This window comes from Domibacillus robiginosus (genome assembly GCF_000966195.1).
GTDB lineage: Bacteria > Bacillota > Bacilli > Bacillales > Domibacillaceae > Domibacillus > Domibacillus robiginosus.
The window spans coordinates 456217-475718 of sequence record NZ_LAHL01000003.1 but is presented as its reverse complement, the minus strand read 5'-3'; the positions used below and the strand labels follow the sequence as shown (position 1 = coordinate 475718).

General features: G+C 44.2%; 20 protein-coding genes and 1 riboswitch. All 20 genes read right to left on the bottom strand.

All coding sequences use genetic code 11. The annotated features are described in order from the left end of the window. Nucleotides 1-212 precede the first annotated feature (212 nt). Entirely contained in the window at nucleotides 213-1775 is a 1563-nt protein-coding gene (locus VP97_RS03040; protein ID WP_050180210.1) for a Na+/H+ antiporter NhaC family protein, read from the bottom strand. A 117-nt stretch (nucleotides 1776-1892) separates the two neighbouring features. Next, nucleotides 1893-2624, bottom strand: coding sequence for a sporulation protein YunB (gene yunB, locus VP97_RS03035; protein WP_050180182.1), 732 nt, complete (start codon nucleotides 2622-2624; stop codon nucleotides 1893-1895). Nucleotides 2625-2665: 41 nt separating this feature from the next. After that, nucleotides 2666-4021, bottom strand: a complete 1356-nt coding sequence (locus tag VP97_RS03030; protein ID WP_050180181.1) for a bifunctional metallophosphatase/5'-nucleotidase — start codon at nucleotides 4019-4021, stop codon at nucleotides 2666-2668. A 13-nt stretch (nucleotides 4022-4034) separates the two neighbouring features. After that, complete coding sequence (locus VP97_RS03025; RefSeq protein ID WP_050180180.1) at nucleotides 4035-4844, bottom strand: sulfite exporter TauE/SafE family protein; 810 nt, start codon at nucleotides 4842-4844, stop codon at nucleotides 4035-4037. A gap of 16 nt (nucleotides 4845-4860) precedes the next feature. After that, nucleotides 4861-5706, bottom strand: coding sequence for a DUF72 domain-containing protein (locus tag VP97_RS03020; protein WP_050180179.1), 846 nt, complete (start codon nucleotides 5704-5706; stop codon nucleotides 4861-4863). A gap of 955 nt (nucleotides 5707-6661) precedes the next feature. Continuing rightward, complete coding sequence (locus VP97_RS03010) at nucleotides 6662-6994, bottom strand: DUF1904 family protein (RefSeq protein ID WP_050180177.1); 333 nt, start codon at nucleotides 6992-6994, stop codon at nucleotides 6662-6664. A gap of 261 nt (nucleotides 6995-7255) precedes the next feature. Further along, nucleotides 7256-8653 (bottom strand): Fe-S cluster assembly protein SufB, encoded by a 1398-nt coding sequence (gene sufB / locus VP97_RS03005; RefSeq protein WP_050180176.1) that lies wholly within the window; start codon nucleotides 8651-8653, stop codon nucleotides 7256-7258. An 83-nt stretch (nucleotides 8654-8736) separates the two neighbouring features. Beyond that, nucleotides 8737-9171: a Fe-S cluster assembly sulfur transfer protein SufU gene (gene sufU, locus VP97_RS03000; protein WP_050180175.1), complete on the bottom strand. Its 435-nt coding sequence runs from the start codon at nucleotides 9169-9171 to the stop codon at nucleotides 8737-8739. Beyond that, nucleotides 9161-10390, bottom strand: a complete 1230-nt coding sequence (locus tag VP97_RS02995; protein WP_050180174.1) for a cysteine desulfurase — start codon at nucleotides 10388-10390, stop codon at nucleotides 9161-9163. Before VP97_RS02995 ends, sufU begins: the two co-directional genes overlap by 11 nt. Next, a complete protein-coding gene (gene sufD / locus VP97_RS02990) occupies nucleotides 10387-11697 on the bottom strand; it encodes a Fe-S cluster assembly protein SufD (protein WP_050180173.1) in 1311 nt (436 codons plus the stop codon). Before sufD ends, VP97_RS02995 begins: the two co-directional genes overlap by 4 nt. A 19-nt stretch (nucleotides 11698-11716) precedes the next feature. Then, nucleotides 11717-12493, bottom strand: coding sequence for a Fe-S cluster assembly ATPase SufC (gene sufC, locus VP97_RS02985; RefSeq protein ID WP_050180172.1), 777 nt, complete (start codon nucleotides 12491-12493; stop codon nucleotides 11717-11719). Nucleotides 12494-12668: 175 nt separating this feature from the next. Beyond that, the gene (locus tag VP97_RS23135) at nucleotides 12669-12830 is read right to left on the bottom strand and encodes a YuzK family famiily protein (protein ID WP_245629815.1); all 162 of its coding nucleotides are present in this window, start codon (nucleotides 12828-12830) and stop codon (nucleotides 12669-12671) included. Nucleotides 12831-13111: 281 nt separating this feature from the next. After that, nucleotides 13112-13966, bottom strand: coding sequence for a MetQ/NlpA family ABC transporter substrate-binding protein (locus VP97_RS02980; RefSeq protein WP_050180171.1), 855 nt, complete (start codon nucleotides 13964-13966; stop codon nucleotides 13112-13114). A gap of 34 nt (nucleotides 13967-14000) precedes the next feature. After that, nucleotides 14001-14669 (bottom strand): methionine ABC transporter permease, encoded by a 669-nt coding sequence (locus VP97_RS02975; protein ID WP_050180170.1) that lies wholly within the window; start codon nucleotides 14667-14669, stop codon nucleotides 14001-14003. Further along, nucleotides 14662-15726, bottom strand: coding sequence for a methionine ABC transporter ATP-binding protein (locus tag VP97_RS02970; RefSeq protein ID WP_425388436.1), 1065 nt, complete (start codon nucleotides 15724-15726; stop codon nucleotides 14662-14664). Before VP97_RS02970 ends, VP97_RS02975 begins: the two co-directional genes overlap by 8 nt. A 32-nt stretch (nucleotides 15727-15758) precedes the next feature. Further along, nucleotides 15759-15864: riboswitch (SAM riboswitch) on the bottom strand. 87 nt (nucleotides 15865-15951) lie between these two features. Beyond that, the gene (locus tag VP97_RS02965; RefSeq protein WP_050180169.1) at nucleotides 15952-16248 is read right to left on the bottom strand and encodes a thioredoxin family protein; all 297 of its coding nucleotides are present in this window, start codon (nucleotides 16246-16248) and stop codon (nucleotides 15952-15954) included. Then, nucleotides 16249-16608, bottom strand: a complete 360-nt coding sequence (locus VP97_RS02960; protein ID WP_425388432.1) for a toprim domain-containing protein — start codon at nucleotides 16606-16608, stop codon at nucleotides 16249-16251. It abuts the gene before it with no gap. A gap of 180 nt (nucleotides 16609-16788) precedes the next feature. Beyond that, on the bottom strand, nucleotides 16789-17172 hold the full coding sequence (gene gcvH, locus VP97_RS02955) for a glycine cleavage system protein GcvH (protein WP_050180167.1): 384 nt from the start codon (nucleotides 17170-17172) through the stop codon (nucleotides 16789-16791). A gap of 70 nt (nucleotides 17173-17242) precedes the next feature. Beyond that, nucleotides 17243-17593 (bottom strand): arsenate reductase family protein, encoded by a 351-nt coding sequence (locus VP97_RS02950; RefSeq protein ID WP_050180166.1) that lies wholly within the window; start codon nucleotides 17591-17593, stop codon nucleotides 17243-17245. A gap of 137 nt (nucleotides 17594-17730) precedes the next feature. Further along, nucleotides 17731-19497, bottom strand: coding sequence for an acyl-CoA dehydrogenase family protein (locus VP97_RS02945; RefSeq protein WP_050180165.1), 1767 nt, complete (start codon nucleotides 19495-19497; stop codon nucleotides 17731-17733). Nucleotides 19498-19502: the final 5 nt, after the last annotated feature.

Sequence of the window (19502 nt, the reverse complement as noted above, 5' to 3'; positions counted from 1 at the left end):
TAAATGGACCTCCTTGAATATGCAAAACATGCAAAATTTTCGTATTTTCAGATAATTTCTGAAGACTTTATTTATTATAATCTTCTTAATAATATTCGTAAATATCTTTTTTATTGTTTTCTTAGAATAATTCAGTAAATTTTAAATAAATTCGCTTTCGCAATAAGAAAAGCCTGCATATTTTCCATATACAGGTCTTTCTTCTAAAAAAACTACTTTTTTCTTTTTAAAATAAAAGCAAACATAGCTAGTAAAAGAATCGTCACAGCAAGTCCAAGAAATGTATTTTCCGTAAAACCGAGCACAAGATAACCCGCTGCCGCTGCTAAAGCGGATACGAGTGCATATGGAATTTGTGTCATTACATGGTCGATATGGTTGCTTCCTGCCCCGGTTGATGAAAGAATTGTTGTATCTGAAATGGGCGAGCAGTGATCGCCGAATACAGCGCCCGCTAAAACGGCTGCCAGGGCCGGCAGTAAAAGCGACATATCCGTTGCCGCTGCAATTTCACCGGCAATCGGAAGAAGAATCCCAAACGATCCCCAGCTTGTTCCCGTTGCAAAAGCCATAATGCCAGCTGTCACAAATAAAATCATCGGCAACAAGCCAATATTCAGGTCAGATTTTTCTACAAGGCCGGCTAAATACGTGCCTGTTTCAAGCTCACCAATCAGCGCAACGATCGTCCACGCTAAAAATAAAATATATACAGCGGGAAGCATAGACTTAATACCTTCGACTATCCCTTTTCCTAATACAGCGCCGGCTCCTTCAGGGAATACAGTGGCCTGGCGTGCAAAAACCACTAATGCTGTAATAAGCCCAATGATGCCACCAATAAACAATGATTTTGCTACATCTGTGTTTTCAAAAATAGCAAAAATATCTGCGCCTTCGCCTGCCGCTCTGGAGCCTGTAAAAAGCATAGCTGCGACTGTCCCGATAATCAATGCTACAATCGGCCAGACAAGTCCGCCGATCGTGCCGCGGTCACTCACCGGCAAATCTTCTTTTAGCTCACCAGGAATCTCACGCCCGCTGAATACCACTTCCCCTGTTTGATTAGCGTGATTTTCATGCTTTTTCATTGGACCAAAATCCCGGTTTAATACCGCTACAAGAAAAACCATTCCAAGCGCCGCCCAAACGTAATAATTCATCGGAATCATTTGCATAAACGCCGAGAAAGCAGTGATATCCGTTACTTGATGGGCAGTTAAAATAGTGCCGATCAGTCCTATGATATAAGCACCCCAGCTTGAGACCGGCGCTACTACGCAAACTGGAGCAGATGTCGAATCAATAATATAAGCAAGCTTGGCACGTGAAATGCGATGACGGTCGGTAATAGGCCGTGAAACCTGGCCGACTGCAAGTGCATTAAAGTAGTCATCAATAAAAATCAAAATACCAAGTAAGGCAGCCATTATTTGAGCACCGGTGCGTGACTTAACGCGTGTAACAGCCCATTCTCCAAAAGCGCGGCTGCCACCTGAAATCGTAATAAACGCTGTAATAATACCTAGAATGAGTAAAAAGAAAATAATATATAAATTCCATTCACTCCATTCAAATGCCCCGTCTGTTCTTGTGTACACATTACCAGATAATGCTCCCCAGGTGATTGAAAGGGTTTTCCCAATTTTAAAATCAGCAAGCAAAAGGGCTGCTGCTATAATTCCAACACCAAGCGACAAAAGCACACGGCGTGTTAAGATCACCATCACGATTGCCAGAGCCGGCGGTAAAAGTGAAAAAATTGTGTTTTCCAAAAGTGTTTCTCCTCCATTTTTTACAATAAAAAAAAGCAATGGCTTATGGGCTGCATTGCCTTCATACTTCATATCGTCAATATTGTATCAAAAAATACAAACTTTTTCTACTCTTTGTTATTTCGACGGTGCAGTGATTGAATCAGGGTTATAATAATTTGGTACTGTTCCATGAACAAGACCCATGGCTACAGGAAGAGTTTGTTTAACGACTGTTGTATCGACCGCAAACGGAACGATAACTTCTACGCTGACTTCCAGTTCAATGTACACTTCAACATAAGCGGAATTAATGCCAAATGGCTCTACTTTTGTTTTAACATTTGACGTTACATCCCCAATGGCGTGAAACCGAATCGGAATACGCGGCCCGAGATTACCAAGAATGGCATTGTTTGTGATTTGACCGAGCGGGATGGTATAAGCGATTCCCTGTGCCCGCTTTGTTTCTTCTGCATCAATTTCAACACCTGAAATTTCTTGCAGCTCTGTTAAGTTCCCTGCTTCGGCTTGATCTAAATTTTCTTCAGCAAGATCGGTGACTTCGGCAAGCACCCGGTTGATTACTTCTGCATTAAAGGTCGTTGATCCGCCTTCGCCTTTTTCTGTTGTCATAATATCCTTTATATTGAGATTTTCTGTAATTTCTTCACTGATTGCTTTTTGCAGAACCATAGAGGCGATTTTATTGGTTTGTGCCTCGGCGAAGTTCAAGATGACCGGCTGAATGTTTCGGTTAATCAGCCAAAGAACAAAGATGATGACACCTATAAATAAAATGAGGACTGTTAGGAAGCGGCGGCGGCCCGATGACGAAGCACGGCTTTTCCATTTCCTGCGCCTGCGCATAAAAAAACCTCCTTTTCCGCATTGTATGCGGGAAAGAAGGCTTATAGTTGCAAAAGCTTCCACTCCATAATATCTCGTAAAAACTCGGGCATAAAATAACGTTTTGACGAGGCCCGGTGCAGTTCAACGAAGTAGTGGCCATATGTAAACATATCAAGTGTAGCAAGCTTGTATGTTCGCTTTAAGTCAACAGGTGCACCGTTAATGAAAACATTCGGCTTATCAATGGTGATCCGGTCGTACACAAATTGCCCCATGACGCTGCCGCGAAAACCGAGTCCTTTGATTTGCAGGTGCGGCCATTTTTCGTCGCACGTTTGGCGCAGCACTTCAGATAGTTCTGCCCCTGTAAGTTCGATTAAGCACGGATTAATCGGATGGGGAAGCAGCTTGTGCAGATCATATTTGGAAATGTCCCCTGCCGGCAAGTTCCCTAGCACTACGCCTGAGTTTAAAAAGGAGCAGTCGGCTTCGCACCAGTCTGTCAGTGCTTCCGCCAGCATTTGAGGCAGTGGTGATGGCCTGAACCAATCACTCCAAAGTTCTTTTTGAAGATGGACCACCGGCACCGACAGCGCTTTTTTCCCCTGCTCTTCAAAGCGGGCCAGCTGCTTTGCTTCGTCTGCAGGCGGCACAAGGGACCGGCTGGTTTCATACACACGTGCCCGATTGGCAGTGACACGGCCATCCGCATCAATATCCACTTCTACATGACCTATAAAGTAACCATACTTTCCAGCTGCTGCCATCAGCGTTCCGTTTACTTCTTTTCCTTCATGAAATGTATGATGGGTATGTCCACCAAGAATCACATCTGCTTCTGTTTCCTCAGCCAGTTTTTCATCATCGTACATACCAAGGTGCGACAGTACAATGACAATATCAGCTCTTTTTTTCAGCATCGCAATTTGCCGCTTCAGCTCATCGACCGGGAGCGTAACACACCAATCTAAAAGCTCGTAAAATGCTGTGTACTGGGCCGTTGCAGAAGTAACAGCAATGGTTGTGTCACCAGCTTTAAAAAATGTATGCGGCACTACCCAGTCCGGCCGGGTTTCTCCATTTTTTTCAAACAAGTTGGCGCAAACGATCGGAAAGCGCGCCCGTTCATACAGCCGGTTTAATGCTTCATTCGGCATTGTGATGCCTTCGTTATTGCCAATTGCCGCTGCGTCAAATTGAGATTCATTTAATAAATCAATGTTAAAAGACCCAAGCGTTCCTTCGGTTAACGGGTGAGCCCGATCTACATGATCGCCAATATCAAAAGCAAAAGAAAATTCTCCTGCTGATTGATGCAGCTGCCGTCTCTCCTTTAAAAATTGGGCAATTCTCGGCCAATTTTCAAAATGGCTGTGTAAATCATTCGTATGATAAATATGTATTGTTTTTTCCATGTTCACTCCACCTTTAATGAATGCCCTGCCAGATCAAGCGGACACCGACCAAAATCAAAACGAGCCGGAGCATGATGACAACTGTCTGGGATGCCAGCCGGGCATTGAGCCAGGCACCGAGCTTTGCCCCGAACCAGGCACCAGGTACTAGCGCCGCGACATAAAGCCAGTTGACGTTTCCAAGATATAGATGCGTAATGCTCGACACACCGGCCGATAAAAAAATAAGCAGCATCGATGTGGCAACCGCTACGTGCGGCGGTACCGCAAACAGCATAATCATGGCGGGCACCATAAGGGAACCGCCGCCAATCCCAAACAAACCGCCTAAAAAACCGACGACAAATGAAGCGATCGTTCCTGTAATCGGCTCAATGGAATATGTATGTGTTCCTTCATTATCTATGAATGTCCGGGTGATACCGCGGGATCCAAACAGCGGCTTTGCCCGGTTTTTCAGCATAAGCACAAAAGACATAAATACCATGAATAAGCCAAAAAACAAACTGAACTGCTCCGTGTTCAGCCCTTTGTTGGCCCAGGCTCCAAACAAACTCCCGGGTGCGCTGCCAACGAATAAAATAAAGCCTAATTTATAATCCACTTTTTTCTGTTTCATATAAGCAAGAGTCGAAGATAAGCCGGTAACAATTAAGATAACCGACGACGTACCTACTGCTATTTGCGGGGAAACAGGATCCAGCAGTGCCGTGCCGCCTAAAAAAAGCAGCGCCGGCACGATGATAATCCCGCCGCCAAGTCCAACAAGGGCACCGATTGCTGCTGCAAGCAGACCGATGCCGAGTAAAAGAATCCATTCCATCTTACATACTAGCCTCCTAAAACAAATCCAGTTGCCGTGAAGCCAAATTATCATATTGAATATCTGCCAGTTTTAAAAACTGCTTGGCATTATCCGCCGCATCTCCACCGGAATTGTTATTAAACAGCACATATACATCTTTGGACTGCTTATCCAGTTCGTTTATAAACTCTACCCATTGCTGCAATTCATGTTCATTATAACGGTACAGATAGCGAACTTTGCGCCAATTTTTCTGGCCATTTTTCCGCCAGCCTGCCCGGTTCCGTCCATGCAGACGGACAAGTGTTTTTTCCTTGTTTGTTGCCTGCAGTACAATAGGAATTGACCCTTCACCGGCCTGCGGCTCATCGCATACCGTATGAATCCAGTTTTCCTGCTCTAAAAAAGAAATAGTTTTATCAAAATACCTGGCTTGATACCAGGTTTGATTTCGAAATTCTATTGCGAGCGGCACGTTTCCCATTTTCTCACGGCAGTATCGAATGTAAGTCACGTTCTCACGTGTACAGTCGAACCAGGGCGGAAACTGAAACAAGACCATAGCAAGCTTTCCTGTTTCAAGCATCGGTGTGAGGGATAAGTTAAATGCGTGAAACATTTCTTCTTTCGAGTCAAACGGAATTTCGCCCCGTTCATGTCCGGTCATTCCCTGGTATGCTTTCACCACAAATCGAAAACCGTCTGGCGTGTCTTCTGTCCATTTCCGCATGTTGCGCTCCGGCTGCACAGCATAAAAGCTGGAGTCAAGCTCAACGGTCGGGAAATGCGCTGCATACTCGGTTAATTTATCACGGGAAGCGACTCCTTGCGTATAAAGCGTGTCATGATCTCCCCAGCCGGTTACCCCTGTATAAATCATCTCGTATCACCTCGTAGTAAGAGTGTAGCATATGTAGGAAGGGCTGTGAATTTCAAGCATCCTAAATGCCCGCTCTTTTATTTTAACTTTTCCCTTTCAAAAAGACGATCGCATTCTCCGAAAATGTATTCCCTATCATTCAACGGCTTTCCTTCTTTGAAAGAGCGATTTATAGTATGATTTCTTATTACCCTTTCTGGCTCTCATTGACTCTTACTCATCTTTTCCATTATTTACATCCATTTTTCATTTTATCATAGCAATAAAAAGAACCAAACCACGTCGGTAGTTTGGTCTTTGCATTTTATTGAAATATTGTCCGGCTAAATCATTCTCAAAATCTCCATGTTTAGTAACCGTTCTTAGCCGAAGTATAGAAGAAGCGGCATTCGCGGGGCTCCGCTTTCCAAGGGGCAGACGGTGAGCTCGTCTTCGTCACTTCGTAGCAAAGTCGAGCTCACCTGTCCCGCTAGTCCCTTAGGAGTCTACGCTCCGCGCCTGCCGCCTTTGTGGGGAGGAAAGGCAGCCAGTAAAGCCTAATGTGTTTCTCTTTCTTTGCTAGAAAGAACAGAAAAACCCTTTCAACCTCTCTGCTTTTCAGAAGCATAATGGGCGGAGGGCTGCCGGCGCAGACTCCCGCGTGACGAGCGGACAGGATGAAACGAACAGCGCGAAGCGATAGCTGGTTCATCGTTCGCCCCTGCTGTTAGCGCAGCCGTCAGTCCGTAGCCCACTAACCCTGTTTTTCAAAAGGGGGAGGCTTTCGGGCAAGCTAAAAAAGAAACACACCACCTACCCTTTTTGAAAAAACAAATTTTCTCTTTACCTCTTTGTTTTTCAACACTAAGAAAAGACCAAACCACTTGGATAGTTTGGTCTTTGAATAGTTGTAACACGCTGCCAGGCCGATAGGAAAAGCAGCTGTCCCCGGGTCTTCCATTCACCAATGCTTTCTTTACTCTCCGACTCTTTCACCATTAATATAATAAGCAGGCTCGGAAAAAGGAATAAACACGACCTCTACTTCATCAGCACCTGTTGACATGATATGTCTTGTAACGGATTGAGCGAAGCGATCGCGGCTTTCCTGCCCGCGTTCAAACCATTTTACTTCAATAAGCGGGAAGGCTGGAATCTCCTCTCCATCAAATACAAATGTGGAATGAGGCACTTCGAACGTAAAATTATCTGTCCCGCATTCACAAATTTCTGCAAGCTCTTCTACTAATGGCTTGCTGATTCTTTTCATTTCTTCAATCGATACTCCCCGAATCACTAAGTGCGGCAATTGGATTCCCTCCAGTATGTATGGTCATTTGTTGGCTCTCTGCTAAAAATTTTATATCAAATCTCTTTGAAATCAAAGTTTTAAACAACCTCAGCCGCTTATCTCAATGTAGCTGAAAAATAGAAAAAGACGAACTGGATAAGTTCGCCGCACACCCTTCAGAACAAAATCCAATTGGACCTGATCCATTTCCTGGTATGCAGCTGATTTACCACAGCTCGCCTTCTGTTAAAAGCCTTATAAATAAAGGTTGCTTCGAAATTAACCGATAGAACCTTCCATTTCGAATTTAATGAGACGGTTCATTTCAACAGCATATTCCATTGGCAATTCTTTTGTAAATGGCTCGATAAAGCCCATAACGATCATTTCAGTTGCTTCTTCCTCTGAAATACCGCGGCTCATCAAGTAGAACAATTGCTCTTCAGACACTTTTGATACTTTTGCTTCATGCTCAAGAGAAATGTTGTCATTTAAAATTTCATTGTATGGAATTGTATCCGACGTTGATTTGTTATCCATAATAAGCGTATCGCACTCGATATTTGAACGGGCGCCTTCTGCTTTACGGCCAAAGTGAACGATACCACGGTACGTTACTTTCCCGCCTTGTTTCGAGATTGATTTAGAAACGATTGTAGATGATGTATTTGGTGCAAGGTGAATCATTTTTGCCCCTGCATCCTGGTGCTGTCCTTTGCCGGCCAGAGCGATCGACAGTGTCATACCGCGTGCACCCTCACCTTTTAAGATAACAGCTGGATATTTCATTGTCAGTTTAGAGCCGATGTTTCCATCTACCCATTCCATTGTTGCGTTTTCTTCACAAACAGCACGCTTCGTTACCAGGTTGAATACGTTATTCGCCCAGTTTTGAATCGTTGTATAACGGCAGTATCCTCCCGCTTCAATCGCAATTTCAACAACTGCTGAGTGAAGTGAGTTTGTTGTGTAAACAGGAGCTGTACAGCCTTCAACGTAATGTACACTTGCATCTTTATCGACAATGATTAATGTACGCTCGAACTGACCCATGTTTTCCGAGTTGATGCGGAAATACGCTTGAAGCGGCGTATCCACTTTCACGCCCGGTGGAACATAGATGAATGAGCCGCCTGACCAAACAGCCGAATTTAGTGCAGCAAATTTGTTATCTGTTGGCGGAATGATTTTCGCCCAGTACTTGCGGAAAATGTCTTCGTTTTCTTTCAAAGCAGAATCTGTATCTTTAAAGACAATTCCAAGCTCTTCCAAATCTTCTTTCATGTTGTGGTATACAACCTCAGATTCGTACTGTGCTGAAACCCCTGCAAGATACTTTTGTTCTGCTTCCGGAATGCCAAGCTTGTCAAACGTTTGCTTGATTTCGTCCGGTACTTCATCCCATGATTTCTCTGACCGTTCAGACGGTTTTACATAATACGTAATTTCATCAAAGTTAAGAGACGCCATATCGCCTCCCCATTGAGGCATCGGCATATTATAAAAATACTCTAATGATTTCAAACGGAAATCGAGCATCCATTGTGGTTCTTCTTTCATTTTTGAAATTTCTTTTACGATTTCAGGCGTCAATCCGCGTTCTGAACGAAAAACCGATACGTCGCGGTCATGGAAGCCATACTTGTAATCGCCAATTTCAGGGGCTTTTTTAGCCATGCTGCATTCCTCCTGTTGGTGCAGGCTGAGTGAACATGATGATCACCCAGCCTGCTTTTTTTCACTTATTCGTCATCTGTACTTTATTTCTGATCCTGCAGTCCTTTTTCCATCGCTTTCCACGACAGCGTCGCACATTTAATGCGGGCCGGAAATTTGGCAACGCCCTGCAGCGCTTCAATATCATCAAGGTCTACATCATCCGGATAATCATTGCCAAGCATCATGTCAGAAAACACTTGAGACAGCTTAATGGCATCTTCCATGTTTTTTCCTTTGATGGCCTGCGTCATCATTGAAGCAGACGCCATGGAAATCGAGCAGCCTTCGCCGTCAAATTTCGCATCCGTGACAATTCCATCTTCTACATTCATCGTCAAATGAATCCGATCTCCGCATGTCGGGTTGTTCATATCTACCGTTACACTGCCATCTTCAATGGCCCCTTTGTTGCGCGGATTCTTATAATGATCCATAATTACCTGACGATACAACTGATCTAAGTTATTAAAAGACATCTGAGAAATACTCCTTCGTTTTTAACAAACTGGCCGCAAGTCTGTCGATATCTTCTTCTGTATTGTACAAATAAAAGCTTGCACGTGCTGTAGCAGACACCTTGCACCACTTCATTAATGTCTGAGCACAGTGGTGTCCTGCGCGAACCGCAATGCCTTCGGCGTCTAAAACCGTTGCCACATCGTGTGGATGTACATCATCCAAATTAAATGTTACCACACTTGCGCGGTCTTTTCCTCTTTTCGGACCGAAAACAGAAATACCGGGAATCTCTGTTACTTTATCCATTGCATACGCAGCCAGCTTATGCTCATGCTGCTCAATCGCATCCATTCCGACTTCTGTTAAAAAGTCGATTGCTGCACCAAGCCCAATTGCTCCAGCGATAATCGGTGTACCGCCTTCAAACTTCCACGGAAGTTCTTTCCACGTTGATTCATACAAGCCAACAAAATCGATCATCTCTCCGCCAAATTCAATCGGCTCCATTTTCTCTAAAAGGGCTTGTTTCCCATACAATACCCCAATGCCGGTCGGACCGCACATTTTATGGCCGGAAAAAGCAAGAAAGTCGCAATTAAGCTGTGCTACATCCACCTTCATATGAGGAGCTGCCTGAGCCGCATCTACTACCATAACCGCACCATTTTCATGGGCGATTTTGGTAATATCCGCAATCGGATTAATCGTACCAAGCACATTCGATACCATCATGACCGATACGATTTTTGTGTTCGGTGTAACAGTTTTTCGCACATCCTCTAAAGAAAGCGTTCCGTCTTCCTGTAGAGGGATGTATTTTAATGTAGCACCTGTTGCTTTTGCAAGCTGCTGCCAAGGAATGATATTCGAATGATGCTCCATCATTGTAATGACGATTTCGTCGCCTTCTTTTACGTTCGCACGCCCGTAGCTCTGGGCAACAAGATTTAATGCCGTTGTTGTTCCACGTAGAAATACAATTTCTTTTGTAGAAGCCGCGTTAATAAACTTGCGCACTTTTTCACGCGCCCCTTCGTACAAATCGGTTGCCCGATTGCCGAGTGTGTGAACACCGCGATGCACATTTGAATTCGCATAACGATAATAGTGCTCAAGTGCTTCAATGACTTGAACGGGCTTTTGCGAAGTTGCCGCACTGTCAAGATAAACGAGTGGATGGCCGTTTACTTCCTGATCAAGAATGGGAAAGTACTTTTTCAGTTCTTTCGCATTCATTGGCGAACTTTCCTTTCAATAACCCCTGTTAATTGTTTTTTCACATTTTCAATTGGCAGGTTGTTTACCACAGGTGCAAGGAAGCCATGGATAACAAGGCGTTCTGCTTCCTGCTTTGTAATACCGCGGCTCATTAAGTAGTAAAGCTGAAGTGGGTCCACACGGCCGACAGAAGCAGCGTGTCCTGCTGTTACATCATCTTCATCAATGAGAAGAATCGGGTTCGCATCGCCACGCGCTTTTTCACTTAGCATAAGAACGCGTGATTCCTGCTCAGCGTTTGATTTTGAAGCTCCATGCTCGATTTTGCCGATTCCGTTGAAAATCGATTTTGCTTCGTCTTTCATCACACCGTGTTTCAAGATATAGCCTTCTGTATGCTTACCGAAATGAACGACTTTTGTTGTAAAGTTCAAGGATTGCTTGCCACGTCCAACTACAACCATTTTTGTATCTGCAAATGAACCGTCACCAATCAAGTTCGTTACATTTTCAGAAACGGTGTTACCATCGTTCATGATACCAAGCGACCAGTCAATACGCGCATTTGGAGACGTAATGCCCCGGCGGTTCACATACGTTGTCACGTTTTCCGCCAGTGTGTCCACAGCACCGTATGACACCTGTGCATTATCACCGGCAATCACTTCTGTAATAATGTTTGCTACGCCCTGCTCTGTTTTCACTGTGGAAATGTAGTTTTCTACATAAGTGACCTTACTGTTTGCATCTGCTGCTACTACCACATGGTTGAATAGCGCTGCCTGCGCGTCATCATGAATAAAAACAGCTTGAATCGGTTCTTTGATTTCAACATTTTTTGGCACGTATAAGAATACACCGCCATTCACAAGCGCTGCATGAAGAGCCGTTAATTGATGCTCATCCGCTTTAACAACCTGCTGCATAAAGAACTTTTGAAAAACATCACTGTGTTCTCTTGCGGCTGTTGAAAAATCAGTAAAAATGACACCAGCTTCTTTTAATTCATCTGATACGTTTAAAATAGACGGTGTATTGTTGCGCTGTATATAAATGTTTTGCGAAGCTGTTTCTTCACCAATAACCGCCTGCGCAGACTGCGGCAGCTGAGTAAGCTCGGTATACGCTGCGCTTTTTACAGTATGTGCGCCAAACTCCGTAAAATTCCATTTATCGATTTTCGTTTTATCTGGTTTTGGAAGCGGAAGATCTGCCGCTTTGTTAAACGCATCCAGACGAAGGCTTAACAGCCATTCTGGTTCGTTGTTTGCAGCTGAAAAATCGCGGATTGCTGATTCGTCAACTGACCATTTTGTTTCTGTCATGTCCGTTCCTCCTATACGATTACTGTACCGTTTCGTCTTCGATGCCAAGTTCCTGCTTGATCCAGTCATAACCTTCTGCTTCCAGGCGTTCCGCTAGCTCCGCTCCACCGGATTTCACGATTTTGCCCTGCATCATAACATGGACGTAGTCAGGTGTAATGTAGTTTAAAAGACGCTGGTAGTGCGTAATCATCAGGCAGCCAAAATCTTCGCCGCGCATGTTATTGATGCCTTTTGAAACGACTTTTAATGCATCAATATCAAGACCGGAGTCAATCTCGTCAAGGATCGCAATTTTCGGCTGAATTGTCATTAATTGAAGAATTTCATTGCGCTTTTTCTCTCCGCCAGAGAATCCTTCGTTTAAGTAACGCTGTGCCATATCCTGATCCATTTCAAGAACATCCATGTTTGCGTCCATTTTGCGAATAAATTTCATAAGGGAAATTTCATCGCCTTCTTCGCGGCGCGCATTTACTGCTGAACGCAGAAATTCAGCGTTTGTTACGCCTGTAATTTCGCTTGGGTACTGCATAGCAAGGAAAAGACCGGCACGTGCGCGCTCATCTACTTCCATTTCAAGCACGTCTTCACCATCAAACGTGATCGAACCTTCTGTTACTTCATATTTAGGGTGCCCCATAATCGCGGAAGAAAGAGTGGATTTCCCTGTTCCGTTCGGCCCCATGATCGCATGGAACTCGCCGCCTTTAATTTCAAGGTTTACCCCTTTTAAAATTTCTTTCCCGTCGATTGAGACGTGAAGATTTTTAATTGTTAACGTTGATTGTGACATCTTTTACCCTCCGTATTCATCGGCCGAGACAACCGATTATGTCTATTCTCAATTTATTCTCATTACAATCTTATAACAAATTAAATTTATATTCAACCAAGGAAAACGATTACATGTCGTATTCTCAAATAAAAGCAGAAAAACCGGCTTTTTTGCCGGTTTTTCTGCTTTTCCATTATGAAAGGTGGTTCGTAAATTTGCGGTTAAAGTCTGCAACCATGCGTCTTGACTGCTGATAGTCTTCCTCACGCTGCTGCTCAATATCCATTCTCACTTCATGCTTTTGATTGTACTCCGCATAGCCGACACCATGCGATGCATGCATGGCTTTCTCCATACCTTCTGTGTACTTCATATCAAGTGAGTTACTAATGGGGAATCAATCCTTTTCGTTTTTTTTAGAGCCTGTATGCAACTCCGCTACTTATGATAGCAGTATTCAGGCTGAAGGCCAAAAGCTGTATAACAGCTTTAATGCCACTCACAACAGGTGAGCTCCGATTTACTCCTTTATATAGCCGCTATCTCAGAATATAAACCTTTTTCTCTTGAATTCGCAATTATCCGAAAAGTATACCAAAAGAAAAGCGCCCGGCAGGCACCGGACGCTTTTCCTTTTTATTCTGTTACCGGAACGACTGCTCCGCCCCATTCTTTTAAAATAAAGTCTTGAATTTCTTGTGAATGCAATACATCCACAAGTGCTTTGATCTTATCTTTATTTTCATCGCCAGAACGAACTGCGATGACATTTACGTATGGTGATTCTTTGTCTTCAACAGCAATTGAATCTTCAAGCGGGTTTAAGCCTGCATCAATTGCGTAATTGGAATTGATTAAAACAGCGTCGCCTTCTCCGCTATTATATATCTGCGGAAGTAGTGCAGCTTCATATTGATAATCAAATTTAAAATTCTTTTTGTTTTCTGCGATGTCCTCAATTGTTGCTTCTTCTTTTACAACGCCTTCTTTTAACGTAATAAGTCCTTCTTTTTCAAGCATCGTTAAAATTCGTCCATGATCTGCAACAGAGGAACTCATTAAAATGGTTGCCCCATCTGGAAGTTCATCCAGACTTTTATATTTCTGTGAATAAACACCGATTGGCTCGATATGAATACCACCTGCGTTAACGAAATCATAGCCGTGTTCTTTTTTCTGAGCCTCAAGGTATGGAATATGCTGGAAATAGTTTGCATCCAGGTCGCCTTCTTCAAGCGCCGTATTTGGCAAAATGTAATCCTGGAATGTTTCAATTTGCAGATCATAGCCCTTCTCTTCCAGTATTGGCTTTGCCTGTTCAAGGATTACCGCATGCGGTATGTTGGATGCTCCAACAACGATTGTTTTATCCTCTTCGGATGAACCGCCTGAGGCTGATTCATTATCTTCTGCTTTGTCCCCGCCGCCGCAAGCCGCAAGTACAAGCATAATGGCAGCTGTTAGCAAGCTTAGAAGCCATTTTTTATTCATGGTTACATTCCTCCTGAAACATTATTTATTTTTATTAACGTTTATCAAGCTTACGAACAGCCGTATCGCCGATAAACTGAATAATAAACACGATAATTAAAATAATAATGGTCGCCATCATCGTAACATCATTACGGCTGCGCTGAAATCCATCTAAAAACGCAAGGTTTCCAAGGCCACCTGCCCCAATTACACCTGCCATTGCTGTATAGCCGACTAGCGCAATCGCCGTCACCGTTAAGCCTGACACAAGAGCCGGCAGTGATTCCGGAATTAACACTTTTCGGATGATCGTCCAGGTAGATGCCCCCATTGCACGGGCTGCTTCTATGACTCCTTTATCAATCTCGCGAAGGGCGATTTCAACCATACGCGCATAAAACGGTGCTGCTCCAATAATTAAAGCTGGCAGTGCCGCATTTTCACCAATGATGGTTCCCAACAATGCTTTTGTAAATGGAATCAATAGTACAATCAAAATAATAAAGGGAATCGAACGGAATACATTGACAATGACAGCGGTAATGCCATACACTGCTTTGTTCTGCCAGAGCTGTCCTTTTGATGTTAGAAACAGCAGCAGTCCAAGTAGTATTCCTAAAACAAAGGTAATCACAACAGAAATACCGGTCATATAAAGCGTTTCATAAGTTGCTTCCCACATTTTTTCCCAGTCAACATTCGGAAACCATTGTTCAATCATACTCAATCACCTCCGAATCAACCTGCTGGGCATCTAAGAAGGCGACCGCTTTGGCAACCTCGGCCGACTCGCCTGTTATTTGAACAAATAATGTGCCATATGCACCGTTTTGTGTTTGCGAAATTTTCCCCTGCAAAATGTTTACCCCAACGCTAAAGGAACGAATAAGCTCCGTTACAACCGGCTGCTCTGCCGAAACACCAACGAATGTAAGCTTAACGATTTTACCATCCGGATGCTCAGCAAGAAGGTGCTGCACGGTTTCTTTTGATTCTTCCGGCTCAGTCACCTGCTGAACGAACCGTTTTGTAATCGGCTGCTCCGGACGGCGGAACACATCGAGCACAGGACCTAGTTCAACAATATTTCCATTTTCCATTACCGCTACACGGTGACAAATTTTTCGGATCACGTGCATTTCGTGCGTGATCAGTACGATCGTTAAACCGAGGCGCTGGTTGATATCGACAAGAAGCTCTAAAATTGAATCAGTCGTCTGCGGATCAAGAGCGGATGTTGCTTCGTCGCAAAGCAGCACTTTTGGATCATTCGCAAGTGCCCGGGCAATGCCGACCCGCTGTTTTTGACCGCCGGAGAGCTGTGATGGATATGAGTCACCGCGGCCTTGAAGGCCGACGAGCTCAATCAACTCATCTACACGCTTCATGCGCTCTGCTTTTCCCACACCGGCAATTTCAAGGGGAAATGCAATATTTTCGCGTACTGTACGCGACCACAGCAAGTTAAAATGCTGGAAGATCATGCCGATTTCCTGACGTGCTTTCCGAAGTTCAGATCCTTTGATTGTTGAAATCTTCCGCCCCGCTACGGTTACGGATCCTTCCGTCGGTGTTTCAAGCCCGTTCAGCATGCGGATCAATGTACTTTTACCTGCGCCACTGTAGCCGATCATGCCAAAGATTTCGCCTTCCTGGATGGATAAATTTATATTATCGACCGCTTTAACCGGGCCATTCTTCGTTTGAAATATTTTTTTTGCCTGCTCAATAAAAATCACGGGATCACTTCCTTTCCACAAAAAAAGCCTGACTGTCATAATGACAGAAAGGCGTTTTTCACGTTTCCTTTCTCTCATCTTCCGAAACATACTGCTTCGTGTGATTTGGCACCTTTTCCTGTAAAGACGGTTGCCGGGCTTCATAGGGCACATTCCCTCAGCCGCTCTTGATAAGAGTCGTTTTAATTTATGAATGGATTTTACCACCGTCTGAATACTATGTCAACAAAACAATTTGTAATTCCGACACTGTTCGACAGCCTGTTAAAGTGACCGCATTTCTTCATATATATATGGAACTGACTGAAAAGCATAAATTTTCTTTTTTAATACACCCTGTTCAAATAAAAGCAGGCAAGGTACGCTTTCAATTTGAAAATCACGAGCTATTTGTTCATGGAAATTAATGTTAATACGTTCGAGCGGGACACCTGTGTTCATCGCTTCGACAACGTCAAGCATTTTCCCCGCTACCTGGCATGTACCGCACATAGATGTGTATGCATAAAGCGCCGATTTCGGCTTGGCTGTAAATGCCAGAATCGATTCGGTTGTTTTCATTTACTGATGTGTTCCTTCCTGCTGTAAATATTCACCGCGCACGTCAATATCAGCACCCATTAGAAGAGAAGCTAAATACCGGTGCGGCGCGGCAGCCACTTCCTTGTAGCCTCGGTCAATATAGAGGTGCCGGGCATGAGGAAGTTCCCTCTTGAACTGCTGGCGCAATTTTTCGCCTGATGCATCGGCATCAACTAAAATATAAACGTCTCTTTCAAATAATTCATCCACCAATTCATCAAGACGTGAGATGCCGATTGTTCCATTTGTGCAAATGATTTCCACCGGCTCTTTGACAATTTCAGCCACCCGCTTACGATCAGATGACCCTTCGACGATAATCGTTTTTTCTGCCATCATCACCAATCACCCCGCTGCACGTTATACTTTCTATTGTGGCGTGTTTTCGCCCAAAATGCAAAAAAGAATAATGCTGCCTGTTTGGCCGAACGACTAACAGCCACTTCCTATTCTTTTTGCTTATCCGTATTTTCCCGATTTGTCAAAAGCAAAAAGACCGGCACAAGCCGGTCCCCACGTTTAGTCTTCTTTTGTCATTTCTCCATATTGCTCTGCTGTCATTAAAGCGTCAATTTGCGAAGCATCAGACGGCTCCACTACAATCATCCAAGCTTTTTCATACGGAGACTCATTAACAAACTCAGGGTTTTCATCGAGTTCCTCGTTAATTTCAACTACCGTGCCGCTGACAGGTGCATACAATTCAGAGACTGTTTTAACGGATTCCACGCTGCCGAACGGCTCGTCGGCTGTTACTGTATCGCCAACAGACGGAAGCTCAACAAAGACGATATCACCAAGCTCTGATTGAGCAAAATCAGTAATACCGATGCGCACTTTCCCATCTTCTTGTTTTACCCATTCGTGTTCTTCAGAATAACGAAGCTCTTTAGGTAAGCTCATGTGTATGTACCTCCAGATTAAACTAATTATACTTTACACTTTACTGATTATTAGCCCGGAAAGCAAGAAATCACTGCCATTTTTGTGCGTAATCTTCTTCTTTAAAGCCTACTGTTACTTTTTCACCGTCAATTGCGAGCGGTCGTTTAATCAGCATACCGTCTGAAGCAAGCAAATCAAGCAGTTCTTCTTCAGATGCCGTTGCAACTTTATCCTTTAAACCAAGCTCTCGGTATTTTTGGCCACTTGTATTAAAAAACTTTTTAAGCGGCAGACCGCTTTTTTGGTACGCATCTTTTAGCTCCGCTTTCGAAGGCGGTGACTCTACAATATGAATAGCCTCATACGAAATGCTATGCGCGTCCAGCCATTTTTTTGCATTGCGGCACGTTCCGCATTTTGGATACCAATAAAATTTCACTTCTTATCACCTCATCACAATCCATTTCGTCACGATCGTCTAAAATCCTTTTTTTCCAAAACGGACTACCGGCAGACGATGGCAGAACAGGGCTATTTTATCAAAAAACCGCCTCTCATAAAAGAGGCGGCGGCTTATTAAACTATATACTTAAGGGACTGATTCAGCCGGTCGGCGGCTTCACGTTTTTTTGCAATCACATTGATCGGTGTATGGCGACCAAGTTTTTTCAGCACGGACAGCATCATGCGCAGAGAGTCACCCGATTGGATCGCAACAAGTGTTTCTTTTGCATGAGACTCAATATCGTTAAATGCTTCCTGGCAGAAAATCTCCGTGTAAAGCACTTTCTGATGGTGTTTTTCCTCTCCCGATGCTTGAATCGCTTTTTCTGTTCGCAGCACAGCTGATTCCATAGCATAAACAAGACTGATGAGGTCAGCGATGTTGGCAAGCACCTCCTGTTCGGATTCGAGCGCTTTTCCGTATGTTTGAGAGGCGAGTCCAGCAGCGAGCAGCGTTATCTTTTTAGCGCTTTGTACCAGCATTTTTTCTTGGGAAAGCACCCCATCTCCTGGCTCCTGCGGCATAAGCATCATGATTTCGTCCTGAAGCTGTTTGGCTCTCTCAAACAGCGGCAGTTCCCCTTTTATGGCTTTTTTCACCAATGTACCTGGCACCAGCAGCCTGTTGATTTCGTTGGTGCCTTCAAAAATGCGATTAATACGGGAATCCCGATACATGCGGGCAATTTCATATTCTTCCATAAACCCGTAGCCGCCGTGAATCTGTACACCTTCATCCACCGTGTAATCCAGTACTTCAGAGCCAAACACCTTGCCAAGCGAGCACTCGATGGCATATTCCGCGATAGCGGAAGCCACTGCCCTTCCATTTTTTTGTTCTTCAGCAGTCAAACTGTTCATTCGCTCTTCAAAAAGACCGACCGTCCGATAAACCGAACTTTCTGCCGCATACAGTCTGGCGGCCATCGTTCCAAACTTTTCTTTGATTAAGGGAAACTGGGCAATAGGTGTTTTAAATTGTTTTCGTTCCGATGCGTATTTCAAGGAAATATCGAGCGCCCGCTTGGCACTGCCCACAGCTCCCACACCGAGCTTATAGCGGCCAATGTTTAAAATATTAAAAGCAATGATGTGACCACGTCCCGCTTCACCAAGGAGGTTTTCTGCCGGCACCTGCGCATCCGATAAAATAAGCGTCCTTGTAGAAGAGCTTTTAATACCCATTTTTTCTTCTTCCGCACCGGTTGAGACGCCTGGATAACCCTTTTCAACGATAAAAGCTGAAAACTGCTCCCCATCAATTTTGGCATAAACAACAAACACATCTGCAAAAGCGGAGTTGGTAATCCATTGCTTTTCACCATTCAATACGTAATGAGTTCCCGCTTCGTTCAACCGGGCGGTCGTTTTGGCACCGAGGGCGTCCGAGCCGGAGCCGGGCTCTGTCAGCGCGTAGGCGGCAAACCGGGTGCCAGCAGCAAGGTCCGGGAGATACGCTTTTTTTTGCTCTTCGCTGCCAAATAAAACGATTGGCAGTGTGCCAATGCCAACGTGAGCCCCGTGGGAAATAGAAAATCCGCCTGCAGCTGCCAGCTTTTCAGCAATAAGAGCTGAACTCACTTTATCCAGGCTCAAACCGCCATACTCTTCTGGAACATCAGCAGCAAGCAATCCCAGCTCACCTGCTTCCTGCAGTAGTTTTACGGACCGGTCAAATTCGTGTTTTTCAAGGTATGGCAGTTGAGGCATCACGCTGTTCATGACGAACTCTTCTGTTGTTTTAGCAATCATTTTCTGCTCGTCTGAAAATTCTTCCGGGGTAAATACTGCCCTGCATGAAACGTCTTCGATCAAAAAGGAACCACCTTTTACTGACATGATTT

Coding starts and splice junctions, on each gene's coding strand:
- gcvH (WP_050180167.1), bottom strand. CDS start 17,172: ATGAGCTTACCTAAAGAGCTTCGTTATTCTGAAGAACACGAATGGGTA.
- VP97_RS23135 (WP_245629815.1), bottom strand. CDS start 12,830: ATGGAGAAAGCCATGCATGCATCGCATGGTGTCGGCTATGCGGAGTAC.
- VP97_RS02970 (WP_425388436.1), bottom strand. CDS start 15,726: ATGACAGTCAGGCTTTTTTTGTGGAAAGGAAGTGATCCCGTGATTTTT.
- VP97_RS02945 (WP_050180165.1), bottom strand. CDS start 19,497: ATGTCAGTAAAAGGTGGTTCCTTTTTGATCGAAGACGTTTCATGCAGG.
- sufD (WP_050180173.1), bottom strand. CDS start 11,697: ATGACAGAAACAAAATGGTCAGTTGACGAATCAGCAATCCGCGATTTT.
- VP97_RS03025 (WP_050180180.1), bottom strand. CDS start 4,844: ATGGAATGGATTCTTTTACTCGGCATCGGTCTGCTTGCAGCAGCAATC.
- yunB (WP_050180182.1), bottom strand. CDS start 2,624: ATGCGCAGGCGCAGGAAATGGAAAAGCCGTGCTTCGTCATCGGGCCGC.
- sufU (WP_050180175.1), bottom strand. CDS start 9,171: ATGTCTTTTAATAACTTAGATCAGTTGTATCGTCAGGTAATTATGGAT.
- VP97_RS02960 (WP_425388432.1), bottom strand. CDS start 16,608: ATGATGGCAGAAAAAACGATTATCGTCGAAGGGTCATCTGATCGTAAG.
- VP97_RS03020 (WP_050180179.1), bottom strand. CDS start 5,706: ATGATTTATACAGGGGTAACCGGCTGGGGAGATCATGACACGCTTTAT.
- VP97_RS02965 (WP_050180169.1), bottom strand. CDS start 16,248: ATGAAAACAACCGAATCGATTCTGGCATTTACAGCCAAGCCGAAATCG.
- sufC (WP_050180172.1), bottom strand. CDS start 12,493: ATGTCACAATCAACGTTAACAATTAAAAATCTTCACGTCTCAATCGAC.
- VP97_RS02975 (WP_050180170.1), bottom strand. CDS start 14,669: ATGATTGAACAATGGTTTCCGAATGTTGACTGGGAAAAAATGTGGGAA.
- VP97_RS02995 (WP_050180174.1), bottom strand. CDS start 10,390: ATGAATGCGAAAGAACTGAAAAAGTACTTTCCCATTCTTGATCAGGAA.
- VP97_RS02980 (WP_050180171.1), bottom strand. CDS start 13,966: ATGAATAAAAAATGGCTTCTAAGCTTGCTAACAGCTGCCATTATGCTT.
- sufB (WP_050180176.1), bottom strand. CDS start 8,653: ATGGCTAAAAAAGCCCCTGAAATTGGCGATTACAAGTATGGCTTCCAT.
- VP97_RS03030 (WP_050180181.1), bottom strand. CDS start 4,021: ATGGAAAAAACAATACATATTTATCATACGAATGATTTACACAGCCAT.